This is a genomic window from Brucella pituitosa (assembly GCF_965577835.1).
Classification (GTDB): domain Bacteria; phylum Pseudomonadota; class Alphaproteobacteria; order Rhizobiales; family Rhizobiaceae; genus Brucella; species Brucella pituitosa.
The window spans coordinates 350,774-376,993 of the sequence record NZ_OZ264094.1; the positions used below are offsets into that span (position 1 = coordinate 350,774).

Here is a 26,220-nt window from a genome sequence, read left to right on the forward strand (position 1 = left end):
GGGCACCGTAACCATAACTTTATAGCAAGCCTGAACAGCGATAATGAGCTATGACTGCACCTCGTGCACCGTTTTATCATCGCCATCGTTTTCCAGCTGAGATCATTGTGGAAGTGGTGCAGCTGTATTTTCGTTTTCCACTGAGCTTTCCCATAGTTGAGGATATACTGGCTTATTGTGGCATCTGGATGAACGCACCACATCTTCTGGCGTGCGGTTGATCAGGGTGGCTTTGTGCTTGATGTTCTTGTCCAGAAACGCCGCGATACCAAGGCTGCCAAACAGTTCATGCGTAAGCTTTTATCCGGCCAGGGTTACTCACCACGTCTCATGGTCACCGATAAGCTGGGCTCTTATGGAGCCCCCAACCGAGAGATAGGCCTCACGCGCTGTGAACACCGCCAGCATAATGGCTTGAATAATCGGGCTGAGAATTCACATCAACCATCAACCGATGCGACGACGAGAGCGGGTGATGAAGCGCTCTAAATCAGTACGCCATTTACAATGCTTCGCATCCATCCATGACCCGATCTACAATCTTCATCACTTTCCCCGCGACCGTTTCAACTCATCCGACCACCGTTAACTGCGCCAAGCCGCTGCCACCTTGTGTCGTCAAATGCATGCCTGAAAGCCGCTTAATATAAATGTCATGGACCAAGTTGGCCCACGAGCAGGTTAAAGTTACGGTGCCCTTGGCAGCAGTCAATTAACGTTTTCTGCTAAATAGCAATTCGAGTGTATCACCGTTGCCGCCAACCGCACGGTAGAGATAAAGGCACTCGCCTTTAACTTTCACATAGGCTTCATCCAGGTTCCGCTTCCGTATGACCTGACGCTTCGTTCGATCGAAGCGCACAAGAAGTTTCGGGCTGCAAGCACAACCAGCGATGCACCGTCGAGTGGTCCAGATCAATAGCGCGCTTGGCCTTCACTTCCTTCAGATTCCGCAGGCTCAGATTGTAAATCAGATACCATTGAACACAGAAGAATAACGGATTTGTCGAAATGGCGACCTTTAAACATCGAAAACACTTTGCAGCCGAGAGATCCTAAGGCTCTCATCGCTATCATTGATGAAAAGATCCCGGGGTATGCCGGTTTACGCCCACCCCTTGTGGATGGGGATCAATTGATCCGCGAATAGGATATTTGCAAAGTCGGTAACCCAAGGCTTCGAACAACTATGCCCATCTGGCCTCGTTATGGTTACGGCACCAGCCCGGATCCGATCTTACCCGTCGGTTTCATACGTTAGTCGGGAAAAACGGTGGGCGTCTGCGCCAGACAGCAATCAGCGCAATCACTGCTAGCTTTTGGTTACATTCTGAAAATACGTACCCAGCGGAGCGATAATCGGAGGAACTGCAATGAAAGCGTAGCCTTTCTGACTACAATTCCTTTTACGTTCGCCGTGACCTAATCGGCCTCGGGATATCCAGGTGAACGAACCGATTACAAATTCACCCCGACACCCCGCCAGTTGCCCTTCATGCTGACTAAATCTTTCTATAAATTTCGTTGATCTTCAACGACATCTTCACCATTATGAAACTTAAAATGCCATTAAGTTTCACTACTGTGACTCCCAGGAAGGGCATGAATACAAGTATATATTTAGGAATCTTTGACCAAGCCTGAATGGCTGTCGGGAGCAGAATGAGTTGGTCTATCTATGATCCAGTTCGCACGAAAACGCAATATGGGACAGTACACAGATTACACAGCGATGAGAGCGACTATGGAGCCGTGGTTCCTTCCCATCATTCGCAGATAAAAGGCGCTCAGAGTTAATCTGCTACTAACGGACATTCGCATTCAACGACGCTTTTTTCATGCACGATGCTCGTCGACAACAATCAGCAGAATTGTACAACTCACAAATACGAGCATATTCAAAATTAATTCCTGGGCTTAGATGTGCGCCTCGAAGCACAGTCCCGCCGTCGCGTGTGCCCCGTCATCGGGCAATCCGCAGTCCTCGATCATTTTAAAGTCGTTGAAGACCAAACCGCTCGCCGAACTTACCCGCGGTAAATGCGAAACTTCACCGATTTTGACTGGCGAGTCTGCCGGTTAAAATTAATCTGCCTCCCTTCAAGGATGAAACATAAACATGAACGCCGAAGCTTCAAACACGGACAATCGCCTTGAAATTAGCTGACTTTTTACCCCCTCCTCTCGCTTGCGGGAGGAGCCGAAAATATGATGTGTCATGAATGGGTAGATAAACATTACTCAGATAGCAATAAGAACCACGATATTTAGCCTTGTCTTTAGCCATCTCGCATAATGGGCCGTTAGTTATACGTTGGCGTCCCCCCAATATGGATAAGAACTCGCTTCGTACTCCTTTCCACCGATCTGGCTGACGTTGTCAGTCAAGATGCCGCTGCAACGCGAAGAACAGTAGCGCGTTAGGCATTGATTAAATCAGTTTATCGGTTAGAGCACATCCCAAAAAGTGTGGAACGATTTTCGGAAAAGATGTGCATGAAACAAATGATTAGAGCGCCCATCAGATTCTATCAATCAGATCGGTGCTCCGGTATTCAGTCAATGGCTTTAATCGCAGACGTGCATGACTATACGCCTTAATCTATGCACCTCGGGTTACTTGGACTGATGAACCGTCCTGCCTATATCTGCTGCTAAAGCCTGCTGATACGGCCCGTGGGCACATTAGCTTTCGCAACAAAGCGGATGCAAGCTGCAACGCGGCGACCTATACCCCCTGTGAATGGCACATGAGTTCTAATTATTCGGGCCACCCGTTGGGCCCTAATAAGGGCACTTCAAACATGCAGATTTCATAGTTTGTCGCTCGACCTTTCAACAGAATCTCTGATTTGCATTTAGCTATCCTGATGCTCGGTGCCCCGCGCTAAATACGCACCCGAATAAAGTAGGCGACCCAATTTTGTCGCATCCCTCCCTTCCCAATATCCACAGAGCAACGTTGCTTCGTGGAAGCTCAGCCGTTGCTAACCAAGGATCACCTCCGACTATTCATAAGCATGCAGCGCGACGGCTCCAAGCTAAACACAATACAGAATGAACAATCCGGTTTACCAGGATGTTCCTCCTCTGATTGGCCCTTTAATCGAGCCAAGCCCCAACATCGCCCCACACTATGTCTAAAACAACATATTCACCTCAAAGCCCGCCTCCCCCGTACTGCAAATCCCCGGTTAAACAGCCGTGGCTTATTGCCAAGCAGCAAACCAATTGAATTCAATGCCGCAAAATTTCGCCTTGGTTTCATTGAAGCTCTTCGGCTTTTTGTCAGCCGTATTTTTTGAGGTAAAACCACATATTTTCAATGACTTGTCGGATTTGATCCCTCCTTTCCCCGCCTGTGATGGATGAAAGTCCCAAGCGGCACCAAGACTCCGCGACAGGCCAGCCGCCATGTCGCTTCCATCAAGCCAACAACAGACGCCGCGCGAGATGTTGACCAGACGGACAATGCCTGATCCTGACAGATACTCCGCCTCCCGTCAGATTGTGCCGCGCCGGTAATCGTCGACCTGAGAGCCTGGCATTCCCCTGCCTCAACAACGACTTGAAGAAGAACCGGCCGCGTAAAGAGAATGAACATGAAGTCCCAGCATGGCAACGCGAGGGAATTGTACTGATCTGTGACAACTTACTGCTACTAGCTTTATTATCAATCTCGTCCTGCCTATGGGAGAAACGCAGATTTTTTGGTCCCTTTGCCAACCCTCGTTCAATCGAAGGAGATAGGCAAGGTTCCGGCATTGTCCGGGTTCAGCGGAGTATTGCCGATATCTCACCCTCAACATGACCCCTCGTCTTACGTTCTATGGGTTTGGATAACAAACTGTCGAGGCCGCACATCCCAACGCTATCATCGCTCACGAAGGCAACAATGGACAAAATCTGGGCCGCCTTTCATGCTCCCAATCTCCAGCTGCTTGATTTTGGCGCCCGGGGTGCACTTTCGATCACCAGATCAGGGAGATTATCGATCAAATATGCTGGAGCCGGAGCGGCTGCAGCTATTCATCTCAATGCCCATTAATTGTTTCTTCTGCTATGCTGACATTTCTTTGAAGCAGCAAAAACAAAATAATTGGACTTGGTTGAGCCCTTTATTTTTAACTCCGACAATTAATCTTTCGTTAACCTTAAATTCCTTGCCGTAAGGCCAGAATCGGATTTATAGTTGCGAAAATATCAATGCCGCGCGCTTTTTTGCGAAAGTGACCCAAACAAGGACTTTAGTTCACAAAATGAACGATCACAATACAAGCCGGTTTGACCACGAAATTGCGAGCCAGGGCTCAAAAATTTCCAGCGCGCTAAATATGCTTCGGACTCAACAGTATCCGCCGGATGCACGTAAAAGCCTTCGGCGGTTTCAACTCCCTGAAGTTGCGGATCTTATCGGCGTCACGCAATCGCATTTGAGACAGCTACACAGCGAAGGCAAAGGCCCTGAGATTGAGGTGGTTTCAGGGCGCCGCTATTATACTGCCGAACAGATGCTCGAGCTTCGCGCTCATCTGGAAGAGAATAAAAAGTCGGATAGGCGTATATATCTTCCTCGTCGCAAGGACGGCGAACCACTTCAGGTTCTTTCGGTCGTCAACTTCAAAGGCGGGTCCGGCAAGACAACGACATCTGCCCATCTGGCACAATACCTCGCACTGACCGGCCATCGTGTGCTGGCCATTGACCTTGATCCACAGGCATCTCTAACGTCGCTGTTCGGGATTCAGCCCGAACTTGATGACATTGCCTCACTTTACGAAGCATTGCGGTTTGACGATGAAAAGAAGCCGATTGCGGAAATCATCCAGTCCACCAATATTCCAAACCTCGACATCGTTCCTGCAAATCTGCTTTTGCAGGAATATGAATATGATGTGCCGCTCGCCATCTCGGGTCGCAAGGGTGAGGAGGGACGACTGTTCCATTTGCGTATTGTCAAGGCTTTGAAAGAAATTGAAGACAATTACGACGTGGTGGTAATCGATTGTCCGCCGCAGCTCGGTTATCTGACAATCACAGCTCTGATGGCGTCCACGGGTATTTTAATCACCATCCACCCCCAGATGCTCGATATTATGTCGATGTCTCAGTTTCTTCAGATGCTCGGCGGTATCATGACGTCAGTGGCAGATGCAGGAGCACAAATCAAAGTCAAATGGTTCCGCTATCTTATAACCCGTTTTGAACCTACGGACATTCCCCAGGCTCAGATGGTCGGTTTCATGCAATCCATGTTTGCGCAGAACATGCTTAAAAACCATGTTCTGAAATCGACAGCTATTTCTGATGCGTCGATCAAGAAACAGACCCTTTACGAAGTTGAGAAGGCTGACTTTGTCCGTTCAACATATGAGCGAGCCATGGAAAGCCTGAACGCCACGAATGGAGAGGTCGCCGAACTTATCCATCAGACATGGGGGCGCAAATGAAGCTTTTGTCAGCCGTTTTTTTTCCAATTTTCCCATTATTATTCAGCTGGTTATCCGAAATGACCGTGGAGGTAGCAGCCAATGTCACGTAAGAATCCATTTGCCAATCTCGATCTTTCTTCAATCAGCAGCGATAAACCGGCCGCAAAAGCTGGCTATGGTATGACGGGTGCTGCCAAAACTGTTGTCCGTTCCATTGAAGAAATGGCCGAGAATACAAAGCGATTGATGGACGGCGAGACCATCATCGAAATAGAACCACAGCTTCTCGATGTCTCATTCGCTGCTGATCGTCTATCGGAAGACGATGATGAGTTTGAAGCGCTCAGAGAAGCGATTAAGGAACAGGGGCAGGCGACGCCGATTCTCGTACGACCGAATCCAAACAACAGTGAACGTTATATGGTGGTGTTCGGTCATCGCCGTGCGCGTGTCGCAATGGATCTCGGTATTCGCGTTAAAGCCGTTGTCAAAAAGCTCGACGATATTTCTTCCGCAATCGCTCAGGGGCAGGAAAACTCAGCGCGATCCAACCTGTCCTTCATTGAACGGGCTTATTTTGCACAGAACCTCCTTTCAAGCGGGATGGGCAAGGATATCGTTAAGTCAGCCATTGGCATCGATGACGCGCTGTTGTCCAAAATGTTAAGTGTGGTGGAGACTGTACCCTCGACCATGATCATGGCAATGGGGGCATCCAAAAAGATCGGCCGAGACAAATGGCTTTCGCTTCGCCAGATAATCCTAAATCCAGCTCATCTTGATGTGGCGCTTTCGCGTATTGCATCAGTTGGGTTTATGGCTTTGCCTGAAGAGGAGAGGTTTGATGCCCTCCATGAGTATCTGAAGAAATACAGTGTCCGTTCTGCCGCTAAAGCGCCGGCAAAGGTCACAACAGAAAAGTCATGGGCTTCAGAGGATAAAGCCGTTCGCTTTTTGATGAAGCAAAAGCCGAAAAACGTCGCCATAGAACTTTCCAGCGCGGAAGCGCGCCCATTCAGTGACTGGCTTTCAAGCAATATGGATCGTTTCTATACCGAATATAAACAATCAAAACCGCAATCGAGTGGAGATTAACCGCAAAAGAAAAAGGCCCCCGATAACGTTTCCGTCATGGAAGCCTTCCTCAAGTTTGGTCGCTTCGAGAATCGCATTTCCATGAATCACTGTCAAGAGTGTTGAACGTCATTTTGACGGGCGAATTTCTTTTGCCTTTTGAAAGGTGAAGGGAAATGCAGGTACTGGAGAGGATAACGTCCGCGTTTCGCGGGCGAACGATGACTCTTGCGCAAATGCAGGCAAAGACATCTAACACGTCTGTTAATAAATCCGTTAATAGATGGGCCATCTACAAACAGCTTTGCATAGCCAAGACACAGTTTGGGGTAAATGATCGTTGTCTGGCAGTCCTGAGTTCTCTGCTGTCATTTTATCCCAACAACGAAATAAGTCATAAAACAGGCTTGGTGGTATTTCCCTCCAATCGCCAATTGGCTCTGCGTGCCCACGGTATGCCGGAATCGACTTTAAGGCGTCATATCTCAGCGCTCGTTAAGGCCGGGCTGATCCTGCGTCGTGACAGCCCCAATGGCAAACGATACGCTTATAAGGATAGGACAGGGGAGGTTGAAGAGGCGTTTGGCTTTTCTTTCCAGCCGCTCCTAGAGCGCGCAGATGAAATTGCGCAAGCTGCTCAATCAATTCAGGCTGAAGCATTAGTCTTGAAACGTACGCGTGAGAAAATCACTCTGTTGCGCCGTGAGATCGCCCAGTTAATTCTGGCAGCAGAAACGGAAGGCAATTCTTCATCCATTCAACCTGAAAACGATCATTTCCAGGCACTCATCAAAGAGCTCCCCCGCCGTGCCACAAGCCTTGAATTAACTCAGAACTTAGAAAATCTGTCTGCATTACATGCCCAATTGTCTATATCCTTGAATTTTCAGGATAATACGGAAGAAATGAGCACCAGTGATGCCCAAAATGAGCGGCACTATAAGGAATCCCTGACTGAATCCTCTTTTGAATCTTCTTTATGTAATTTGGTTGATTTGAAACCACCTTTCGTTCCAAAGCTTTCTTCTGCGTTGGAACCAATACAACACCAAACATCCAGAGCGTTCTCGCTTGATATGGTTCTAAGAGCCTGCCCAGATATCCGCGAGTATGCTGCACAAGGTATTGCTTGCTGGAGAGATCTCGTTGATACAACAAAAGGCGTTGCGTCATTTCTTGGTATTTCCGATAATGCATACCAGGACGCCACTTCGATTATGGGTCGCGAACGCATTTCAGCTCTCATAGCCTGGATATTACAACGAGGTGGTGAAATTAAATCACCTGGCGGGTATCTGCGCTTCCTTACGGCGAAGATACGCACTGGGGAAACGGATGTTGCCAAACTCCTTTTCGGTAATCTGGAAAACGAAAATAGGCAGTTTTTATGCAGCAGGAGTGCTGTGATTGCGCCCCGGAATGAGGCCGTACACTCAAAAAGTGGCTGGTTATTTGAACGGATTAATGATTCAAATGCCTCGGAATAAGAGTTCTTTGATGTCACGACGCCGCTATGAACACACAGAACGGGAATTGTCGATTATTGCCCCCCTGTTGCTGTGCAAACCGCGCAGCATCCCCGGGTCGATGATCGCATGGTTCTCAATGGTATTCTGTGGCGCTTCAGCACTGGCTTGTCGTGGTCCGAAATCCCTGAACGCTATGGCATTGCAACAGCCTGTTACAACCGGTTTGTTCGCTTGGCGTCGTGCTGGTGTCTGGGGCCGGTTGCTGGAGGTTGTCTCTGAGGCCTATGAGGGAGATATTGTGATGATCGACAGCACCTGTATTCGCATTCACCAGCACGGAGCCACGGAAAAAAGGGGATGTTGACGATGGTTGCCTGACCGGCGATCAGGTTGCGGCCTGTTCACAGAAAGAAGCTTTTATCAATGTTCTCAAAGAAGGCGGCACGCTGCTTGCGGACCAAACTTACGATACCGATACTATCCGGAAGAAGGCAGCAGACCGCAAAATAGGGGCCAATATTCCACCCAAATCCAACCGCAAGGGTGTCTTTTCATTCCCGCCATGGTTTATCGTCAGAGAAATTTAGTCGAGCGTTTCTTTAAACGCATCAAGCACTATCGTAGCGTCGCAACGCGCTATGACAAGTACCCTGTCAATTGTCTCGCTGCAATCAAACTGATCTCTGTCCGCATCTGGTGTCTCAGATTATAAGTATACGTTTTAGGATTATCGAAACGATGCATATCGCCAATTTCGCAAACAAGGGTAGCGGCGGCGATAAGCCGGATACCGTGCAAAGCTTGTAAAGCCTCAACGATCGGTACCACCTGCCACTCTTGCATCGCTTCGATAAGCACTGCCTCTAAACGTTTGCAAAGTTCTTCCAATTCACGGATCCGACATTTGTATTCCTCATAGACAAATTGCTGATACGGAACCGGAAATGTCTGATCCGACAGACAGCGCCAGTGCATAGCTCCCCAACAGGTCTTACCCGAATAACGCCGATCATGCGGTAGCCCGCGCAGAAATTAATCGGGTTTAAAAGTAGAATTTTCTCGGCATTATGATCGAGGATATTGTTGATGAAGATAAGCAGATTGTTGCGATCCTGCGTCAGGCAGAAGGTGGTGTTCCAGTACCGGAGCTATGCCGCGAACTTGGAATGAGCAATGCTTCATTCTACAAGTGGCGCGCCAAGTATGGCGGCATGGATGCGTCGATGATCAGCCAAATGAAGGCTCTGGAGGATCGAAGCCGGAAGAGCAATTGATCCAGTGAATCAATTGCCCGGCGGAGCAACCGTCGGCTCAAGAAGATGTATGCCGAGATGAGCATGCAGACAGAGCTTTTAAAAGAGGCTCTTGGAAAAAAATAATGCGGTCATCTCAACGCCGAGAGATGGCCAGGAAAGCCGTGGCGTTACGCGGGGTCAGCATTGCACTGGCCTGCCGTACCTTTGGTGTCAGCAAGACCTGCTACCGTTACAGCGCCAAGCTGAACGAAGAGAACGAGCAGATCGCCGATTTGTTGATCGGACTGAAGCGAGCACAGAAGAGCTGAGGCTTTGGACTTTGCCTGAACTAGATCATCGAATGGCGCGGCAAGCCTACTGTCACCCAAACCTAGGTATAGGTTCGCAACCACTAAAATTGCTCTATGGTTTCGCGCAGTCGAAACTGGGGAACGACAAACGATGTTTAAACATGCAGAGGGCGTGCATAAGCGAGGCAGTAGTCTGACAGCGGGCTTTTTCGCTATCGCGCTGGCGCTTGCAGTGTTTTACGTCGATACTTTCACCGATATTGAAGGCGCTATTGCTGTTCTCTACGCCATCGTGCTGCTGCTGGCAGCTGAAGTAACGGGGCGCACAGGCATCATACTCAGTGGCTTTGGCAGCTTCATCCTCACCATCACATCTTATTATGCAACGCATGGTCCGGATCCGGATTTTCAGACGACGATCCGTCTGGCCGTTGCAGTTGCTGCTGTTGTCGTCACAGCTGTTCTTATTCTGAGAAACAAAATGGCGCAGCAGGAATTGCTTGCATCCCATGCCGCGCTCAAAGAAAGCGAAGCGCGCTATCGCTCCATTTTTGACCGCACGCGCGTCGCCCTTTGCGAACGGGATTATTCGCGGCTTCGTGCCCATTTAATGAAGCTGAAAGCACAAGGCGTCACGGAAATCGGCAACTATGCCAACGCGCATCCCGATTTCTTGGCGCAATGCATCGCATTGACTTCAACTGTAGCGGCCAATGAAGCCGCCTATGAGCTCGTTGGTACCGACGAAAATCAGCCTAATCGGCTTGGCGGTCTTTTTGTACCGCGCGAAGATCAGTTTTTACATGTATTGCAGGCGTTGCTCGACGGAGAGCGCTATTTCGAGGAGAAAGTTGAGTTTCACACTCTAGGCGGTGAAGAACGGCTGGTCCTGCTTGGCATCAGCTTCCCGAGTGATCCTGCTGCTTTCAACCGCGTTGTGCTGAGCATGGTTGATATCACTCAGCGCGAACTGGCGCAGAAGGCGCTGGCAGAAGCACAGGCCGAACTGACCAAAGCCTCGCGGGCCGCAACCGTTGGTGCCTTGTCTGCATCGCTGGCCCATGAACTCAACCAGCCGCTTGGCGCCATCATGCTCAATGCGCAGACAGTGTTGCGCTGGCTCGACCGCGATCCCCCGGACCTCACCGCCGTGCGACGCTCTGCCGAACGGATCATTCGCGATAGCGATCGCGCAAGCGAGGTTATCCAGAACACGCGCAATATGCTGAGCCGGGCCAAGCGTCGTGTGGAATCCCTCGACCTCACCATGCTGGTTCGCGAAACCATTGCGCTCATGGAACATGAGCTGCAACGCAGCAGCACGCAGGTTCGCATGGCACAGAACTGGCGTTCGCCCGTGATTGAGGGCGTGCGAATTGAGCTGCAGCAAGTGATTATCAATCTTGTAACCAACGCCATTCAAGCGATGGAAGCATCCAGAACCTGTTCGCGTTCGATTGTGATCACCATCGGACGCACCGACAATGATCATGCCGTGATCAGCATTCGTGACAGCGGACCGGGAATAGATCAGGATACGCTCAAGCGGCTGTTCATGCCGTTTCATACAACCAAGGCTTCCGGCATGGGTATGGGGCTTTCGATCTGCCGCAGCACGGTTGAAGCAAGCGGTGGAACCTTGACCGGGACCAACCACGAAACAGGTGGCGCGGAATTTGAAATGCGCCTGCCGATCAATTGGGAAGTGCAGGATGCCTGAGATACGCAAACCCCAAAAGCAATCAAACGACAAGCCGGTGGTCTTCATCATAGATGATGATCCGTCGATGCGGGAATCGCTTGCTGATCTGTTTTTGTCCATGCAGTTCGATGCGGAAGCATTTGAAACAGCCGCAGCCTTCATGGCAAAATTCCCGGATCAATCGCGGGTGGACAGACCTGGCTGCATTCTCCTCGACGTCCGTTTGCCAGGCATCAGCGGCCTTGATTTTCAGAGCCAGCTTGAAAAATCGGGCATTCGCCTTCCCGTGGTTTTCATGACGGGCTTTGGCGATATTCCAATGACGGTACGTGCGATGAAGGCAGGCGCCGTCGACTTTCTCACCAAGCCGTTCAAGGAACAGGATGTGCTGGATGCGGTGAGTTCGGCTGTGCAGCGCGATAGCGTGCGCAGGCAGGAGGCAGCGCAAAATCAGGCCGTCGTCGAACTGGCGCAAACCCTGACCCCGCGTGAGCGGGAAGTGATGGACGCCGTCGTCACCGGCAAAATGAACAAGCAGATCGCCTTTGATCTTGGCATCAGTGAAGTGACGGTGAAGCTTCATCGGGGCAATGTCATGCGCAAGATGGATGTGCGTTCTCTTGCTGATCTGGTTCGCAAAGCCGAGTTCCTCAGCGAAACGACAAAGTGACCTGTATCTAAGTATGGTATATTTGTGCTCTGCCAGAGCGCATAAAGGGCCTTAAGTGCATCTCTAAAAACAGGAATCGTTTTCGGGATGTGCGATCAGATTTTAGCAATTCAAGGTCCAATATCTTGTCCGCAGCGCAAATTCATACCATAGCCATTGTTGATGACGATCAGGGCATCCGGGAAGCTCTCGATGATCTCGTCAAATCCTGCGGTTATGAAAGCCGTCTTTTCGCATCAGCCGAAGAATATCTCGCCTATGAGGCGCAATCGGATATCGATTGTATGCTGGTTGATGTGAAAATGCCGGGATTAAGCGGAATCGAGCTTCAGGCCGAACTGAACAAGCAGACGGCCCATCCGCCGATGATCTTCATGACATCCTTTGAAGACGACCGTACCCGCAATGCGGCCATGGAAGGCGGCGCTTTCGCTTTTCTGGGCAAGCCGGTCGATGTGACCAAACTGCTCGACCATCTTGAAAATGCGCTTAGGTTATGAGCCGGTTGTAGCGAATGTAATCTTCGATAACCAGCTGTCGTCTCATAATCTGATTTGGACGGAATGGGGCCGCAGACGCAGCCCCCCCCATTATTTTACAACATCACTGAGCCAACGTCTCAGCGGTTATTGAGCGTTATGGACAGGTAAGCGCAAGATCATCGTCGTTCCATTGGCGCTGGACTGTCCGACCAGCAAGTCGCCGCCGTGAACTTTTGCGATCGACCTGCATATTGCGAGGCCCATTCCAAGACCGCGGTCTTTGGTTGTGAAGAATGGATCAAATATTGTTTCTCTTGATGCAGCCGGGATACCCGAGCCGCTGTCGGAAACCGAAAGCACAACAGATCCCTCTCTCAATTCACTGGCTATCTTTAAAGAACGCCCGGCATTTTGCCCTTCCATTGCATCCAGTGCATTCGTCACAAGATTGTAAACGACCTGCTGAATCTGGATCGCATCGGCAAAAACAGTGCTGTTCTCGACGAGTACACAATCAATCCTGAGGTTATTTGTCCGGTCATCTGTTTCAATAAATTCGAGGACATTTGCCACGATCTGATTAAAGCTTACGAATTCCAGATTAGCCGGCGCCTGTTTTGCTAATGAGCGGAGCGCCGATATGATGGCGCTCGCCCGCAGGCTGGACTCTTCGATTTTCGAGAAATTTGTGATTGCTTTGTCGATCTGAGGTGTACTCTGACGAAGCCAGCGTGTTCCGGAGTTTGCAAACGTTGAAATAGCGGAAAGTGGCTGATTGACTTCATGCACAATCGAAGCAGCCATGCCACCAAGAACCGTGATATGCGAATTCTTAATAAGGTCGGCGCGAGCCGTGAGCATGGATTTATCCCGATGGCTTTGTGCGAGGCTGCTCTCCCGCTCTTCGTCCAGTTCGGCTTTCAAAACGAGAGCTTTGGACGCCGCAACCACGAAAAGCTCGATCGCCTTCTCTGTTTCCAGAGTGAACGCATCACTTACGGCGTTGTTTTCGAGATAAAGAACGGAGAAAACCCGGTCCTCATTTATGAGGGGGACACAAAGAACAGATCTGACCGGACAGTCTTTCAGACTGGCCGCGTGCGGAGCGCCTGCCTCCAGAACGGCGTGGCCGTAGCGCAGGGACTGTGCCGAGTCGACAACGTGCTTCAGGATTGACGTCGGAAGCGTCTCACTCGTTGGACGGGTTGTCTCTGAGGCAACTTCAGAAGCTCCGTTGAAGATACGAGTGTTAGCTATTACAAGAAATTCGTCTTTATCAACGCTGATGAGTTTACCCCGTAACGCACCAGAATACTTGATAGCAGTCACGACTATATGGTCGGTGAAGGTATCGGTTGCCTGAAAGCGTATCTCTGTTACCAGACCAGCATTTCGATCACCGGCAAGCGTAAACATTCCTTTGAACTCATATTCCAGCCTGCTGACGTGATGATCCGCGCCCCATTTACGATAATACGACTGAGCGTGACGGATATGCTCGAGGCCAGCAAATGTCAGTCCTTCATCCAGGGAAACACGCGCAGATCGTTCATGCACGATTGCAAGCTCATGCCACAGTTCTGCGTTCTTTGCTGCCTGTATTGACTTTTCAAACAAACGCAGCGCTTCCAGTTTGTTTCCCCTGAACAGTGCGCCTTCGGCTTCCAGAAAACAAACTTTGTTAGTGAACGTTAAAGGATTGCTTGCGGCAAAACGACAAAGCGCTTCCAGGCCCTTACTGTCGGGTTCATACCCATTCCTGTGCGCGCTGAGCGCCGAATAAAAATGCAGTTCAGCAATATGAATATGCGCCGGTGTCGTCCAGCTCCAGACCTTAGCCTCTTCAAGGGATCTTGACGCGTCTTCGAAAAACCCATGATGAAATGCAGCTATACCTTCGAAGAGATGACCCCAGAAAATCAATGGCGACATCTGAGATTTTGCATCTGTCGTCGCGAGAGCCATGATGGAGCCGGGCAGATAGTGTTCATTCCTTAGCGAATGCGCGAAAGCCAGTTGCGTCTGTAGGATTGCGATAACTTCCTGGAAGCCGACCGAGCTTGCCAGTGCAAGGCCACGATTGGCTTCATTTGCAACCACACCGAGCGGAGCGCCCATCGCGAGCAGATCAGAGACAACGTGGTTTGTCGCATAGCAGGCCATGCTGATATCGCCGCTGTTCTTTCCGTGATCAAACGCCTCTTTCGCTCGCGCGAGCGCATAGGATAAAGGCTTCCGCCATACACTCACCTGATCAAGAGCGACCAGGGCAGATGTCCGGTAAGCGGTGAAAGACCGCGCATAAGAAAGAGCAACCCCGGTTTCGGCAGCCAGCAATGCGGTTTCATAATCTGCATAGTCGCTGGCCAGTATCACGCCAGACCATGCAAGACCGTAGCAAGTCGCTTCTGCGACGCCATGTCTGGCAGACAATTCAACGATTTTTGCGACATGAAGGAACTTTAGACTGTCGTTCGAAAACCATGACGACTGCAGAGTTGCCAGCAAATCCATGGCAACTGTGACACTCTCATCGGCAATCGCCTGTTGCTGACTGACGTTGTCGCCGGAGAGTTTGCGGATCGCCCTTATGGTGCTCTCGTATGCTTCTGCAACCTCAGTCTGCGAAGGCTTACGCGAAATGACAACATCCAGATCGGCAAGCCCCTTGATTGCCGTGTCGATTGCGTCCTCAAACTGTCCCCGGAGGATCAGGACAGCCGAGCGCAGTTTTATTGCTTTTGCCCGTTCAACTGCACTTTCAGCTTGTGAAAGAAGTCTTTCGACCTCACGGTCGTTTAATGCAGAACCGTGAATATCAACGAGAATTGCACACCGAAGTTCCGCCAGTTTCCAGCGGTATGAATTGACAGCATTATTGTCTGACAGAAGTGCGATACCGTGTTCCGCATAGCGTAGCGCGGCCTTTAGAGACCCAACTGCTTTTGCAATCTGCGATGCCTTCAACAATGCCGGAAGTGCGGCATCAAGAACGTCGAAAATCAGTGAATTTCGGTTTGCTTTGACAATCTGTTCCGCGATGGCCAGGTGCTGATCCGTGGATGTGACATTGAGTCTGAGCATGCTTCTGGCTATTTCAGCATGAAGGAATTCAGCCTGATCTTTCTGGATCTCACTGTTAATGTGTTCGCGGACAGAGTCGTGCGAAAAATGATGAAGCTTGCCGTCCAGTTTCACCAGCCCTAACTCAGCGGCCGGTTCCAGTATTCGCTGCAGCTCTTCATGCGAGAGGTCGCGAAGTGTCATTAGCAATGTCTGTTCGGTGGTGAAGCCGGCACAGGATGCGTACTGAAGAATATTGCGCGTCTCTTCCGGCAGACCCGCCACGAGCTTGGCTAAGAGGGAATAGAGGCTCCAGTTTTTCTGGTTAGAAACAAAAGCCGCGAGATCGGGGGCTTTTTCCGCACGATTGAGAACATTCAGTATAAGACCAATATGAAACGGGTTGCCTGAAGCGACCGACTGTACGAGCCGAGCGAGCTGCTTACTCGTATCTCCATAATTCTGCGAAGAAATCAGGTCTTCGACGGCCTCATACGCCAGAGTTGTCAGTGGCACGTCAGTTACTCGTACCGCAGTTTCACCGAGTATCCTGGCAAGTCCATTCTCATGAAAATCTGATGTCGCGTCAGATCGGTAAGTTCCGATTATGAGCATATCCCGGAAGCCACGCTCAGAGAAAGATCGCATGAGTTGTGATGAACTTTCATCAAGCCATTGCAGATCATCTATGAAGAGCACGAGCGGATTGGTGGATTGCGCACTTGACTGGATCGCACTGGCAAATCGATCGCGCGCACGCGCCGGAGAGGTTACGCTGCTATCGTCGCGCAATGTTGTCAGGTCATTGATAGTTTCTGGCGAAACGAAATCGGATAATGCCTTCAGGATTGCGCTATATGGGACGCCTCGCAGAGCTTCGTCAGCTTTCCCCACAGTATGATAGACGCTGTTTTCTGCTATAAAAGCATTGACGAGGGTCGTTTTTCCATAGCCTGAAGGCGCTCCGATGAGAACGATTTCTCCGAAGCCTGTTTGGGAAACGCGATCATAAGCGTCTCGTAGAATTTTCAGCTCGCCAACGCGGCCGAAAACTTTTGCATTGCGAAGCGCAATTGTCATCAGGCATCCACCAATCTGTTCTCTTCAACTATCGATGGATCGGTATGCAAGATGCTGTCAAAGGCAATTCGGCTGTCCATGCGATTATAGAACGGCAATATTCAAAAAGCGGAACTTACATACAAAAACGGTTGGTCAGCCACGTACGGTCATCCCGCTCGATTGTGCGGAAACGAATGTTGCTCAAGAGGATGGAATTTTACAAGATTCCATACTTTTAGAGGTATAATGATCAGATATTGTTTTTGAGATGGTGAGGCCGGCTATGGAATTGTCGCGAAGCGAAATTGAGCAAAGATTAGCTGTTGTTGCTGAGAATCTCCGGGTTCTTACGGAAAAGGCGGCCGCTCTGAGTGGTGCTGCCGATGATGAAATCATCAATCAGCAGATTGATGAACAGCAGGCAGTCTATGATGAACTTAAGTCGAGACTGGCCTCGATCAGCTGATCCTGATGGAATTTGCTGTCAATGCTCGTTCAACTTTCGCCACGCACCAGGTCTCATTCCGAAGCGGTGAAGAAATACGCGACCGAAATGTGAATTATCGTGGAAGCCACAACGCATTGCAATTTTTGAGATGCTCAGAGGCGTCGAAATCATAAGATCACACGCCAGATCCAGTCTTGCGTCAGTGATCCATTGGTACGGCGACTTGCCAAACGTTGCAGTGAATGACCGCGTAAAAGCAGAGGTTGAAAGCACGCATTCCTTAGCGATTTCACCGACGGTGATGTTCCGGGATAAATGCGTTGATATATATTCAAGTGCAATTCTCTGAGCTGAGAGGGAAAGAATGCTATTGTTCAATAGCTTCCTCTGTCTGTCGATGCCGTACGTCGTGCACAGATGGTTTGCAATCGCAAGTGAGGCGCTTTCGATCAGAAGTTCATTAGAGGTATTGAGCGATATGACAGCTGCAAGCCCTCCCAGAACCGGATCTGCCGTTGCTATCGAACGTCTCAGTCCGCTGACATTTTCCATTCCCGTATCGTGGCTCATCTGCGCCAATGCGTGAGCGTCGATCTCAATGAGAAGAAAGTCGAAGCTTCCAGTCAGTTCAGCGGAGTAATCGCTATCCAACGTTCGCAGATATATGTCACCGGCGTTAAATTTGTGCCTCTCCGAATGGCTGGAGTGCCAGACTGTGCGGTAATGGTTGTCAGAGAGCGATACACCAATCAGGTGGTCGTCGGACGAGGCGAGGTTCCTGACCTGATGCGGCAGCGCGTTCCGGCCTCGCTTCAGGTGAAATTTCAGTGCATTGACCTGAAAGCTTTTATCCACCAGGAGGTCAGTCTTATCACAACCAAAAGAGTCTTTTGAGGACTGGATTGCCGTCATTCAGAATCTGCCCCCCGCATAATCTATGCTCGGCCACGTTTTTTAAGGTTACCTGCCTAATATTGTGGCCCGAGCTAACGTATGTGCGGCATCAGAGAAAAGTTTTCATTTGTGAACAGTGCGTCTTCAAAACGGAGATAATGTGAAACAATCATAAACCGAATGCAATGGAAAGCCTGTAAAATAGGTGGTTTATTCTAGAGACAACTAATCCTGACCGCTGGATAAATGATCGTGCCGTCTGGTTGAACAGATGCATTTTCTGTCAGGTGGGCAATTTCGGGATCTCTGTCAGAGATGATATGAAAAACAACCTCGCCGCGAGCAATCAGATAATCTGCAATTATTCGTCTGTGACAGCGCCACCACACAGACTCAGCGCACATAATGGCGACAGAGCCGTTCATACCACACTCGATAAGGTGATTGAGGCCTGTGCGAAATCGGTCGGACAGCGCATAGTCAGCATAGTTGTGAAAGCTCTTGTTTTCCCAAAAATCGTTCGTCCCGGCTGGAATATTCTGGGATGACCTCAATCCGCCAAGATCGGAAATATGTAAATATCTGATACCAAGTTCAGACGCTGTGCTGGCTAAATTATCTTCATTGAACTGTGGGTTTTTTCGCGAGGCCGGAATTTTTCTCACGTCAGCGATCATCCGGACTCTATTCTTTGTGAGCAGGGAAAAGAACTGTTCCGTACTTCTGTCCGAATGTCCGATCGTGAAAAATGGATGGCTCATCTGGGTTCCGAAATTTTGAAAAGGGCTGCATCCTTATGGGCAGCAACATGATCAGTTCTTAAGCTTTTGATTTCATACTGCGGACAGCTTTCTGACGCTCGATGGTGATATCCTTTGAAAGTGAAATCGCTGGAATGAACTTCAATGATTGTTCCAGTCACATACCCGACTTCTGAATTCCACCCAACGATATCACCCGTTTTAAATCTTACGGCCATTTACACCACATCCCTTGCGCTTATCAGATTTGCTTTGCATTCATGGAAATCAGCAGTCTTGAACAAACCTATTTAATTCAATTTTCTTCCATTCGTAACATATGGATAGATACGATCTTTAATACGTATGTATAGTTCATTGGAATAAACTCGTCGATTACTGTCAGAGCCGAAACCAAAACATCCACATTTCACCGTGGTACATCAGGAAAGGTTCTTTCATGTCTCCCAAAACTCCAATTGACGCGGATTCGGAATTCTCCGGGCTGGCTGCAGAAACCTACAAGGCAGAACGTGATGCTTCGTCTTCAAATTTCGGCCCTCAGAATACAGGGCTTGTTAAAATGAACCCTAATGCTGATGTTCCTCCGCCCACTGATCATGGTGTCGTTGAGCCATTCTGGTATTCTTTTGATCTGACGCATCGCCGCGTTCAGGAAGGCGGATGGACGCATCAGGTGACGTCACGGGAATTGCCCGCTTCCGATGAAATCGCAGGCGTGAATATGCGTCTGACCAAAGGCAGTTTTCGCGAGCTGCACTGGCACCTTGCAGATGAGTGGGCGCTCATGCTGACCGGCAAGGCCCGGGTGACAGTGTTCACGCCGGAAGGAGAGATGTTTATCGACGATGTCTCCGCGGGCGATCTGTGGCTTTTCCCTGCCGGAGCGCCGCATTCCATTCAGGCCCTAGGCGATGAAGGCTGCGAATTCCTTCTCGTCTTTAATCAGGGAAATTTTTCCGAAGAAAGCACGCTTCTGCTCTCAGACTGGCTGAAACATACCCCACCTGAAATTCTCCAGCAGAATTTCCAGCTGGATTCTGAAGCAATTGCACGGCTCCCCAAGGGTGAGCCACTCTATATTTTTGCGAGTGATGAGCCAAAAAAGTCACTGGAAGAGGAGATTGCTGAAGCTGCGCGTTATGCAAGAAAGCCGAAGATTTCCTACACGTTCAAAGCAAGCGAAATGAAGCCAACCCGTGAGAGCGATGCAGGCAACGTAAAGATCATCGACTCCCGTAATTTCCCTGTTTCACAAAAGATAGCATCGGCAATTGTTACGGTTAAACCTGGCTGTATCCGGGAAATGCACTGGCATCCAAATGGAAGTGAGTGGCAGTACTGGCTTAGCGGAAAGGGACGTATGACAGTGTTCCCTGGTCAGGAAGCAGCCCGCACAATGGACTTTAATGCCAATGACGTGGGCTTCGTTTCGAATATGGCGGGTCACTATATTGAAAACACCGGCGATGAAGATCTTGTTTTCATTGAGCTCTTCGTTGCACCTGAGTTTAAGGAGATTTCTCTTAATCAGTGGCTGCGTGCATTGCCTGAACAGGCGGTAACTGCTCACACAAATCTGACTGGGGAGGAAATTCAGATGATCCCAACTGGGCACAATCCTCTGCTTCGCTGATACATTGGAACCAGCCCGCAATCGCACAATGATTGCGGGCTCTATTGCTTTTCAGTTATTGTTCGATTGGTCTGGCCATGCCGCAAACAGCTCAACTTTTTCGAGCTTCAAAGCCCAGAAATGCGTTCCGATTTGCGGCGGCATTGACCTTTCTTGCCGGCTTTTTTGATGTTGTCGGCTATGTTGAATTAAATCATCTCTATGTCTCATTTATGAGCGGGAACAGTACCCATCTGGGTATGGCTCTATCGAGCTTTGACGTTTCGTCTGTCCTGACGATCGTATCGATCATTGCCGCTTTCGTTCTGGGTGTTTTTGCAGGGACCTGCATCGCCGATCATTTAAGTGAACGATTATTATTTGCGGTTTCGACAGCTGAAACTCTGGTTCTCATGTTCGCCTGCTGTGTCTCCATCCTTGGGCACGGATATCTGGCGCTTGTTTGGGTCGCATTGGCGATGGGGATGCAGAACAGCTTACATCAGACCGTAAGTGGTGCAGATGTCGGTCGTGGCTTCATTACCGGTTCGTTGTTTAACTTTGGTCAGTCGCTTGCGCGAATTAGGGACGACAAAGCCGAAGCATTAAAAGCGTTAGCCAATTTTAGCGTCTGGATCTGCTTTGTCGCAGGTGCGTTTACAGGGTCACTCATCTATGATCATGTGGGTCTGAGCGTGTCGCTGCTGATCGGGCTAACTTTCTTCATTCTGACAGTATTCTCTGCGATGTTTTGAGATATTTTTGTCAATGCACCGAAAGATAAAGGTGCGAAATTAGCATTACGATCGCATTTTTGAACTCTGCTCTCCCGATACTGACTGCAACTGTAAATCCACTTCATTGCCGACTTTCAGGGGGGCAGCGTAGTGCTATTCATCAAAACCGGAGCTATTTACAGCCGCGCATGAAAAAAGGCCGACGATTGCCGGCCTTTCTTGCGAATTATTCCAGAGATCAGCTGGCAGGTTTCAGATCAAATCTGACAACTCCTACCGCGGCATTGATGCCTTCCTCACCATCGACTGCTACTGGTTGCAGCGTCAGTGCATTTTGCGAACCTGTGAGAACATAAGCACCCGCGCCGAGGCCAAAAGAGGCATCCGCTTCCACGCCGACATAAGTGCCGGCGAGGTCGTAGTTCGGCTGTTCACTGACTGCGTCCACCAGCCAGACAAGTTTGGCCGCTTTGATCTTACCAATGTCGAGACCAAACTCAGTAATCGTACCGGTATATTTGACGGTATCACCAGGTGCGGAGGGGGTGAATACGCAGGACGTCGTTTCCTTCGCGGCAAGAATTGCACCAAAATTGCCAGACAAATTGCACTCTAGCTTACCAACTTCGAGATGTTTGGTAGCAGCAAATGCCGGAGCTGATACGATAAGTGCAGCAGGGATGATTGCGAACAGGAGTGGGCGCACGAGATTTTCCTCACAATATGATGATGCCAGGGCGTCTTCTGAGAAGCTCGCATCTGGTCGTTGCTTAAGACGGTGCCGTCATTTGGGACTGCACGAGATTTAGGAGGGTCTGCACAAAGGCTGAGATCACCGAAGCAGTCGTTCAAAGAACTGCTTTAGAAAATCTGCTTCTGTCACATCAAGATACGCGCTTTGCGAGCGCGTTGAATCTATCTCGATGTTTAAGCGACACATACTTTGGTGTGAGTATCTCCGACACTTAATGTCGAGATATAAATGCAGGCAATAACGATGGCCCTATTGATTGGTTCCATTCGCTAAAACCTCTCATCAAAGAACATGCTTTTGTTTCAGCGAAGACAAATAGCAACTGGAGTAAGTAATGACCGAGCATTTCACTTTAGAGACAATCCTGCTCGATCCGATGATCGCACTCGTTAATAAGGCTGACGGCGTGTCCCAGTCATCATTTGCACGGTTGATACGTGAAACGGCGGGGCGTTGTGGCAGCGACAATCCGGGGAGCGCGACAGGGAATCTCCGTACCGGTAAATCCCGCTATCAACCCGATGCCCTGGAGATCAAATTGCCTCAGTTTTCGCATCTGGAGGAAAACACCAGGCTCGATATGCACAAACTCGTCCGGGTGTCTCGCGCCCGACGTTGCTGGATTTCAATTACAGACGGGCACGCCGACCACACACTCGAGGTTGAAAGCGGAAGTTCGCACTAATCGATGTTTCTCCGGTATGCATTTGAAGTGATTTTGGATTCCGATTTCAGATTTATGCATCCGCTCACGAGTGGCAAAAAGATGACCCTTCTTAAATCCCAACTTCGATCAGGTCTCCTTTGGTTTGGTCCTGTGGCTGTAGCAGGTTTCGGGGCCTGGTTTTACATGTCAGGCGGCAGCATAGTCAGCGAAGATGATGCCTATATCGGTGCACGGAATGTGGCTGTAAATTCTTCCGTTCCCGGCAAAATCGTTCGCGTCAACGTGAAAGACAATCAGTCTGTCTCACAGGGCGATGAGCTATTTTCAATCGATCCGCAACCCTATCTGATTGCAGTCAATCAGGCCCGAGCCCAGCTCCAGAGTGCCCGAGATCAGCTCAGCGCGCTGTTGATTACCTATAAACAGAATACCGCTGCTGCTTCTCAGGCGCAGGCAGATGTCGCTTATGCTGAAAGCGAACTGTCACGAGCACAGGCCCTTCTCCACAGTTCAGTTGGCACCCAGCAGGCGGTCGATGAGGCTACCAGGAACCTTAAAGTGGCGCGCGATCAGCTGACTGCAACCCAGGATGCCGCGAGCTCAACCCTAGCATCCCTTGGGGGAGACGTTGATAGCCCCGTTGAAAGCAGAGCGAGTTACCTGCAAAGCGCAGCGAACCTGCAACTGGCTGAGCGAAATCTCAAACTCACCAACGTCACGGCTCCATTCTCAGGAATTGTCACGCAGGTCGACAACGTTCAGACAGGTTCATTCTTAAGTGAAGGCCAGCCCGCATTTATGCTCGTGTCCACTGATGTCTGGATAACGGCCAACCTTAAGGAAACCGATCTCGTTCATGTCCGGAACGGGGACGAGGTGCTGGTGGATGTTGATAACTATCCCGGTCGCATTTTCAAAGGTGTGGTCTCAAGCATAGCGCCTGCAAGTGGCACAGTCTTTTCTCTGCTGCCTGCTCAGAACGCGAGTGGAAACTGGATCAAGGTTGTCCAGAGAATTCCGATACGCATAAATATTGAGGACCTGAAAGAAGCACCGGAGCTCAGGGTTGGGTCAAGTGCCACCGTCAATATCCGGACGAACTATCATCGATCTTTGAACACCCTCTTAAGAGACATTAAAGCGGTAGCAGGCTTATGACACCGAATTCAGTGGTCACGGGCAGCGTGCCTGGAAACAGTGTCGTAGCCATTACTGCCTGCGTGATTATAGCGACACTGATGCAGGCGCTCGATACGACCATCGCGAATGTTGCTTTGCCTCACATGCAGGGTTCGCTGTCCGCTACCAGTAGCCAGATTAACTGGGTCCTGACCTCATACATTGTCGCCGCAGCGATCATGACGCCTGCAACCAGCATTTTAGAATCCTGGTTCGGTCGCCGAAAGCTTTTTATGTTTTCCATTGCCGGCTTTGTACTGGCATCGATGCTTTGCGGGACATCGACGAGTTTAAGCGAGATCGTCATTTTCCGTTTGTTACAGGGTATCTTTGGTGCACCACTCGTTCCGCTGGCACAGGCGACACTTCTCGACACTTATCCTGAAAGCAAAAGAGGTCAGGCAATGGCCATATTTGGGCTTGGTGTCATGCTCGGCCCTATCCTTGGGCCTACGCTTGGCGGCTGGCTGACAGAGAATTATAACTGGCGGTGGGTTTTTTACGTGAACGTTCCGGTCGGAGCGCTGGCTCTAATGCTCGCTCTGGCTGTGCTGCCAGATTCACCTCGTGAGAAGAAGCGACTTGACTGGCTCGGATTTGCAAGCCTGGGGCTGGCTGTCGCATCTCTTCAGATTTTTCTTGATCGGGGCGAGCAGTTGGATTGGTTCTCGTCTCGTGAAATCATGTTCGAATTCGCGCTCTTTATCATCGGTCTTTGGATTTTTATTGTTCATACCGCTTCGAAAAGCGATGGATTCGTCGATCGAAGGCTATTTATTGATCGGAATTTCGTGGTCGGGATTATTCTTGCGTTCGTCGTTGGAGCAGTATTGCTCGCAACGCTTTCGTTGCTGACCCCCTATCTCGAAAACCTTATGGATTATCCGACTATGACAGCAGGCATAATCCTGGCTCCTCGCGGTTTAGGAACGATGGTTGCTATGTTGCTGGTTGGCAGGCTCATCACTCATGTGAGCAGTAGGTATCTGCTGATGTTTGGATTCGTCCTTACTGCTTATGCTCTTTATGAAATGTCGCTGTTTACGCCTTCAGTGACACAGTCAATGCTTATCCGTACTGGCATTCTGCAAGGTTTCGGATTTGGTTTTGTATTTGTGCCGCTTTCCACCGTGATATTTGCGACACTGGAGCCCGGACTTCGAACCCAGGGCACGGCCTTCTACAACTTAATGCGCAATATCGGCTCATCGGTAGGTATCTCCGTTGTCGGGTACGTTCTATTCTACAATACACAGGTAACCCGTTCAGGACTTGTTGGTCATATATCGCCCTTTGAGCGCGGCGTACAGCTGAACAGTCATGCAGTGGATCTGAACACGCAAATTGGACTACAGGTGGTTGATCAGCTTGTGACCACGCAGGCAACAATTATTTCCTATGGTGATTGCTTTACATTCATGATGTACGGAGCCGTTGTATCGATCTTGTTACTCCCGATGCTACGTCAGGCAAAGTGAAACAAGCCAGACCCCTTACTTTGGCGAGGAGCCATGAGGTGCTGTAGGCAACCGGTAACGGGAGTGATGTTTGAAAAAGCCGCCTTTTCCTGTCCAGAGAAGGCGGCTTTGTTATCTGGCAATGTGAACCTCACTTCTCATATGGCGACCATTTCAATGGTTGATTGAACGTCAAGGCGTTCGGTCCATGACGCCAGTTATCGCTGTAACAGCAGCAAAAGCTCAGGCAATACACCAGATATCAATCAGAAGTGGCTTCTCTATCAGAATTGAACGGAAATATACCTTATGTACCGGGAGGTACATATAATCCTTATCCGAGGGTTGGTTCTGGTATTCATTCGATGCGCGTAAGGATGAGCTGATTTTTGGGCTATTTGCTGATTGCGATTAACACCCGAAATTGGGTTGTTTTATGTATTGCAGAAGCTTGGTTTTGTGTGTTGCGAATGACTGGAAATCTGAAACGTGAATGGGTGGTAATGATAAACGTCTTGTGACTGTAGCAGGCTCAGTATAGCAAAAAGGGCGGGAGTCGCCGGGACGACTGCCACCCTTATGAGATGAGTTCTTTTAGCTATTTGACGTCGGTGTTGCCAAATTCATCATCGAAATCGCGGGCTGAGCCGTCCTGGTAAACAACCGGCTTTTTGGTGACATCTGCGCTCTTAATGACCGAAGACTGATCGGCTACGTTGTTTTTCAGGGCATCCTGTGTGTCCGGCTGATTGAATGCTTTGTCTTCCCTTACCTGATTAGCCGGCTCGCCTTCATAGGGGCTTTCAGCATAAGCGTAACCCATAGTGGCCAGAAGGATGGCTGCGGAAGCAAGTACATTTTTCATGATGGCTCTCCGTTTAAATTGAGTGCAGCGATTGCTTCACTGTGAGATCACCATAGCAATATCGATATAACTATAATTGGACGATAATACTGGTGTTGTATTAAAATATAATTTTATAATTGAGAGACAAATCTCGGAATTATAAATGATATTAATATCAATATTTTTTATTTGTTGGATTAAAAAAGGCCATCTTCTTACACGAAGAAGATGGCCTTGAGAGGTAAGTGGGGAGGGGAAGCCCAGAGAGGGGAGAAGCTGGGTTGATACACTTACCTCTGATAAAACCTCGTTGGGGACTATCGAGGTTACTCTTGAAAATTACGCTATAATCAGAACACCA

General features: G+C 49.6%; 19 protein-coding genes and 4 pseudogenes. 15 read left to right on the top strand and 8 right to left on the bottom strand.

Translation table 11 applies throughout. The features are described 5' to 3' along the window. Window positions 1–50: 50 nt before the first annotated feature. Window positions 51–589 (top strand): annotated as a pseudogene (locus ACSME1_RS20920) (IS6 family transposase). A 126-nt stretch (window positions 590–715) separates the two neighbouring features. Here the strand turns inward: ACSME1_RS20920 and ACSME1_RS20925 are convergent. After that, window positions 716–1,029: pseudogene (locus ACSME1_RS20925) on the bottom strand (DDE-type integrase/transposase/recombinase); the annotation flags it as partial. A gap of 2,180 nt (window positions 1,030–3,209) precedes the next feature. After that, window positions 3,210–3,416, bottom strand: coding sequence for a hypothetical protein (locus tag ACSME1_RS20930; protein ID WP_105708544.1), 207 nt, complete (start codon window positions 3,414–3,416; stop codon window positions 3,210–3,212). Window positions 3,417–4,259: 843 nt separating this feature from the next. Between ACSME1_RS20930 and repA the strand changes: the two genes are divergently transcribed. The 8 genes and pseudogenes from repA to ACSME1_RS20970 all read left to right on the top strand — a co-directional run bounded on the left by repA (window position 4,260) and on the right by ACSME1_RS20970 (window position 12,393). Continuing rightward, a complete protein-coding gene (gene repA / locus ACSME1_RS20935; RefSeq protein ID WP_105708545.1) occupies window positions 4,260–5,450 on the top strand; it encodes a plasmid partitioning protein RepA in 1,191 nt (396 codons plus the stop codon). 81 nt (window positions 5,451–5,531) lie between these two features. Then, window positions 5,532–6,527, top strand: a complete 996-nt coding sequence (repB, locus tag ACSME1_RS20940; RefSeq protein WP_105708547.1) for a plasmid partitioning protein RepB — start codon at window positions 5,532–5,534, stop codon at window positions 6,525–6,527. Window positions 6,528–6,682: 155 nt separating this feature from the next. Beyond that, entirely contained in the window at window positions 6,683–7,993 is a 1,311-nt protein-coding gene (gene repC / locus ACSME1_RS20945) for a plasmid replication protein RepC (RefSeq protein WP_105708549.1), read from the top strand. A gap of 10 nt (window positions 7,994–8,003) precedes the next feature. Continuing rightward, window positions 8,004–8,687: pseudogene (locus ACSME1_RS20950) on the top strand (transposase). 355 nt (window positions 8,688–9,042) lie between these two features. Next, window positions 9,043–9,536: pseudogene (locus tag ACSME1_RS20955) on the top strand (transposase); the annotation flags it as partial. Window positions 9,537–9,672: 136 nt separating this feature from the next. Then, a complete protein-coding gene (locus tag ACSME1_RS20960) occupies window positions 9,673–11,241 on the top strand; it encodes a sensor histidine kinase (protein ID WP_105708550.1) in 1,569 nt (522 codons plus the stop codon). Beyond that, complete coding sequence (locus ACSME1_RS20965; protein ID WP_435655731.1) at window positions 11,234–11,893, top strand: response regulator transcription factor; 660 nt, start codon at window positions 11,234–11,236, stop codon at window positions 11,891–11,893. Before ACSME1_RS20960 ends, ACSME1_RS20965 begins: the two co-directional genes overlap by 8 nt. A gap of 125 nt (window positions 11,894–12,018) precedes the next feature. Further along, on the top strand, window positions 12,019–12,393 hold the full coding sequence (locus ACSME1_RS20970; RefSeq protein WP_435655732.1) for a response regulator transcription factor: 375 nt from the start codon (window positions 12,019–12,021) through the stop codon (window positions 12,391–12,393). Window positions 12,394–12,519: 126 nt separating this feature from the next. Here the strand turns inward: ACSME1_RS20970 and ACSME1_RS20975 are convergent, their stop codons facing one another. Beyond that, window positions 12,520–16,518: an ATP-binding protein gene (locus ACSME1_RS20975; protein ID WP_435655733.1), complete on the bottom strand. Its 3,999-nt coding sequence runs from the start codon at window positions 16,516–16,518 to the stop codon at window positions 12,520–12,522. Between the two features lie 265 nt (window positions 16,519–16,783). Between ACSME1_RS20975 and ACSME1_RS20980 the strand changes: the two genes are divergently transcribed. After that, on the top strand, window positions 16,784–16,966 hold the full coding sequence (locus tag ACSME1_RS20980; RefSeq protein ID WP_435655734.1) for a hypothetical protein: 183 nt from the start codon (window positions 16,784–16,786) through the stop codon (window positions 16,964–16,966). A gap of 18 nt (window positions 16,967–16,984) precedes the next feature. On the opposite strand, the gene ACSME1_RS20985 is transcribed toward ACSME1_RS20980, so the two are convergent. From ACSME1_RS20985 to ACSME1_RS20995, 3 genes are all read right to left on the bottom strand, one after another. Then, on the bottom strand, window positions 16,985–17,860 hold the full coding sequence (locus ACSME1_RS20985) for a helix-turn-helix domain-containing protein (protein ID WP_435655735.1): 876 nt from the start codon (window positions 17,858–17,860) through the stop codon (window positions 16,985–16,987). A 197-nt stretch (window positions 17,861–18,057) separates the two neighbouring features. Then, window positions 18,058–18,603: a DUF488 domain-containing protein gene (locus tag ACSME1_RS20990; protein ID WP_435655736.1), complete on the bottom strand. Its 546-nt coding sequence runs from the start codon at window positions 18,601–18,603 to the stop codon at window positions 18,058–18,060. Then, window positions 18,600–18,821, bottom strand: a complete 222-nt coding sequence (locus tag ACSME1_RS20995; protein ID WP_435655737.1) for a DUF2945 domain-containing protein — start codon at window positions 18,819–18,821, stop codon at window positions 18,600–18,602. Before ACSME1_RS20995 ends, ACSME1_RS20990 begins: the two co-directional genes overlap by 4 nt. Before the next feature lie 221 nt (window positions 18,822–19,042). Between ACSME1_RS20995 and ACSME1_RS21000 the strand changes: the two genes are divergently transcribed. Together ACSME1_RS21000 and ACSME1_RS21005 are read left to right on the top strand one after the other, a co-directional pair. Then, entirely contained in the window at window positions 19,043–20,239 is a 1,197-nt protein-coding gene (locus ACSME1_RS21000; protein WP_435655738.1) for a cupin domain-containing protein, read from the top strand. A gap of 77 nt (window positions 20,240–20,316) precedes the next feature. Continuing rightward, window positions 20,317–20,973 carry a YoaK family protein gene (locus tag ACSME1_RS21005; protein ID WP_146113601.1) on the top strand — a complete coding sequence of 219 codons (657 nt, stop codon included), beginning with the start codon at window positions 20,317–20,319 and terminating at the stop codon, window positions 20,971–20,973. A gap of 220 nt (window positions 20,974–21,193) precedes the next feature. On the opposite strand, the gene ACSME1_RS21010 is transcribed toward ACSME1_RS21005, so the two are convergent. Further along, window positions 21,194–21,661, bottom strand: coding sequence for a DUF992 domain-containing protein (locus ACSME1_RS21010; protein ID WP_435655739.1), 468 nt, complete (start codon window positions 21,659–21,661; stop codon window positions 21,194–21,196). A gap of 382 nt (window positions 21,662–22,043) precedes the next feature. Here ACSME1_RS21010 and ACSME1_RS21015 point away from each other — a divergent pair, with 382 nt between their 5' ends. From ACSME1_RS21015 to ACSME1_RS21025, 3 genes are all read left to right on the top strand, one after another. Continuing rightward, a complete protein-coding gene (locus ACSME1_RS21015; RefSeq protein WP_105708517.1) occupies window positions 22,044–22,394 on the top strand; it encodes a hypothetical protein in 351 nt (116 codons plus the stop codon). 81 nt (window positions 22,395–22,475) lie between these two features. Beyond that, entirely contained in the window at window positions 22,476–23,534 is a 1,059-nt protein-coding gene (locus ACSME1_RS21020; protein WP_435655740.1) for an HlyD family secretion protein, read from the top strand. Beyond that, window positions 23,531–25,033 carry a DHA2 family efflux MFS transporter permease subunit gene (locus ACSME1_RS21025; protein ID WP_105708520.1) on the top strand — a complete coding sequence of 501 codons (1,503 nt, stop codon included), beginning with the start codon at window positions 23,531–23,533 and terminating at the stop codon, window positions 25,031–25,033. Before ACSME1_RS21020 ends, ACSME1_RS21025 begins: the two co-directional genes overlap by 4 nt. A 577-nt stretch (window positions 25,034–25,610) precedes the next feature. On the opposite strand, the gene ACSME1_RS21030 is transcribed toward ACSME1_RS21025, so the two are convergent. After that, window positions 25,611–25,877 carry a hypothetical protein gene (locus ACSME1_RS21030; RefSeq protein WP_435655741.1) on the bottom strand — a complete coding sequence of 89 codons (267 nt, stop codon included), beginning with the start codon at window positions 25,875–25,877 and terminating at the stop codon, window positions 25,611–25,613. Between the last annotated feature and the right edge of the window lie 343 nt (window positions 25,878–26,220).

Bases quoted from the DNA above. Each gene is read 5' to 3' on its own strand.
- ACSME1_RS20930 (WP_105708544.1), bottom strand. From the start codon at position 3,416: ATGGCGGCTGGCCTGTCGCGGAGTCTTGGTGCCGCTTGGGACTTTCAT.
- repA (WP_105708545.1), top strand. From the start codon at position 4,260: ATGAACGATCACAATACAAGCCGGTTTGACCACGAAATTGCGAGCCAG.
- repB (WP_105708547.1), top strand. From the start codon at position 5,532: ATGTCACGTAAGAATCCATTTGCCAATCTCGATCTTTCTTCAATCAGC.
- repC (WP_105708549.1), top strand. From the start codon at position 6,683: ATGCAGGTACTGGAGAGGATAACGTCCGCGTTTCGCGGGCGAACGATG.
- ACSME1_RS20960 (WP_105708550.1), top strand. From the start codon at position 9,673: ATGTTTAAACATGCAGAGGGCGTGCATAAGCGAGGCAGTAGTCTGACA.
- ACSME1_RS20965 (WP_435655731.1), top strand. From the start codon at position 11,234: ATGCCTGAGATACGCAAACCCCAAAAGCAATCAAACGACAAGCCGGTG.
- ACSME1_RS20975 (WP_435655733.1), bottom strand. From the start codon at position 16,518: ATGACAATTGCGCTTCGCAATGCAAAAGTTTTCGGCCGCGTTGGCGAG.
- ACSME1_RS20980 (WP_435655734.1), top strand. From the start codon at position 16,784: ATGGAATTGTCGCGAAGCGAAATTGAGCAAAGATTAGCTGTTGTTGCT.
- ACSME1_RS20985 (WP_435655735.1), bottom strand. From the start codon at position 17,860: ATGACGGCAATCCAGTCCTCAAAAGACTCTTTTGGTTGTGATAAGACT.
- ACSME1_RS20990 (WP_435655736.1), bottom strand. From the start codon at position 18,603: ATGAGCCATCCATTTTTCACGATCGGACATTCGGACAGAAGTACGGAA.
- ACSME1_RS20995 (WP_435655737.1), bottom strand. From the start codon at position 18,821: ATGGCCGTAAGATTTAAAACGGGTGATATCGTTGGGTGGAATTCAGAA.
- ACSME1_RS21000 (WP_435655738.1), top strand. From the start codon at position 19,043: ATGTCTCCCAAAACTCCAATTGACGCGGATTCGGAATTCTCCGGGCTG.
- ACSME1_RS21005 (WP_146113601.1), top strand. From the start codon at position 20,317: ATGCCGCAAACAGCTCAACTTTTTCGAGCTTCAAAGCCCAGAAATGCG.
- ACSME1_RS21015 (WP_105708517.1), top strand. From the start codon at position 22,044: ATGACCGAGCATTTCACTTTAGAGACAATCCTGCTCGATCCGATGATC.
- ACSME1_RS21020 (WP_435655740.1), top strand. From the start codon at position 22,476: ATGACCCTTCTTAAATCCCAACTTCGATCAGGTCTCCTTTGGTTTGGT.
- ACSME1_RS21025 (WP_105708520.1), top strand. From the start codon at position 23,531: ATGACACCGAATTCAGTGGTCACGGGCAGCGTGCCTGGAAACAGTGTC.
- ACSME1_RS21030 (WP_435655741.1), bottom strand. From the start codon at position 25,877: ATGAAAAATGTACTTGCTTCCGCAGCCATCCTTCTGGCCACTATGGGT.